This is a genomic window from Psychrobacter sp. 1U2 (genome assembly GCF_051847575.1).
Genome location: NZ_JBPYDC010001074.1, coordinates 1 through 716, shown reverse-complemented (window position 1 = coordinate 716; position 716 = coordinate 1). Strand labels below are relative to the sequence as shown.

The following is a 716-nucleotide window of genomic DNA, read 5'->3' as shown; positions in this document are numbered from 1 at the left end:
ATGCCAGGGGTAATTTTATCGCAGTTAGAGATACAAACCAAAGCATCAGCGCAATGAGCATTGACCATGTATTCTACTGAGTCAGCGATGAGGTCACGGCTCGGCAGTGAATACAACATACCGCTATGACCCATTGCGATACCGTCATCGACGGCGATAGTATTAAACTCTTTTGCCACACCGCCCGCTTTTTCGATCTCACGCGCGACCATTTGTCCAAGATCTTTTAAATGCACATGTCCAGGTACAAACTGCGTAAATGAGTTGGCAATAGCGATAATCGGTTTGCCAAAGTCGCCATCAGTCATGCCAGTGGCGCGCCATAGTGCACGGGCACCTGCCATATTACGACCACCAGTAGAAGTTTTTGAGCGATAATCCATATGATATTCCTTACAAATAGGCGAGGCTCGTTAAAGATATAGCCTCAGCTTTAGCTTTGATGTTTATAGTGTGCTTTTTATACAAAGTGAATACTAGTGAATAATACTAAGACGTTACCATACCATTAGATATGAATAACTAAAAACAATTCATGGGTAATGTGAAGGCATCTTACATAAAAACTGGCGTCACATTTTTAAGCGATTCGTTCTAGAATGGCTGCTTCAAACCAAGGCAATTCTGCTTTATCCGCTTCTAGCTTAGCGACAATCGTTAAAGCATGAGTAGCCAATAGCTGTTGATAGTCTGTACTAGCATTAATGATGATTAGC

1 protein-coding gene is annotated in these 716 nt (G+C 42.2%); it reads right to left on the bottom strand.

All coding sequences use genetic code 11. The features are described from left to right. Positions 1-383: dihydroxy-acid dehydratase domain-containing protein (locus ACS8FD_RS20465; protein ID WP_439277215.1), on the bottom strand; the 383-nt coding region annotated here is incomplete at its 3' end. Positions 384-716 lie beyond the last annotated feature (333 nt).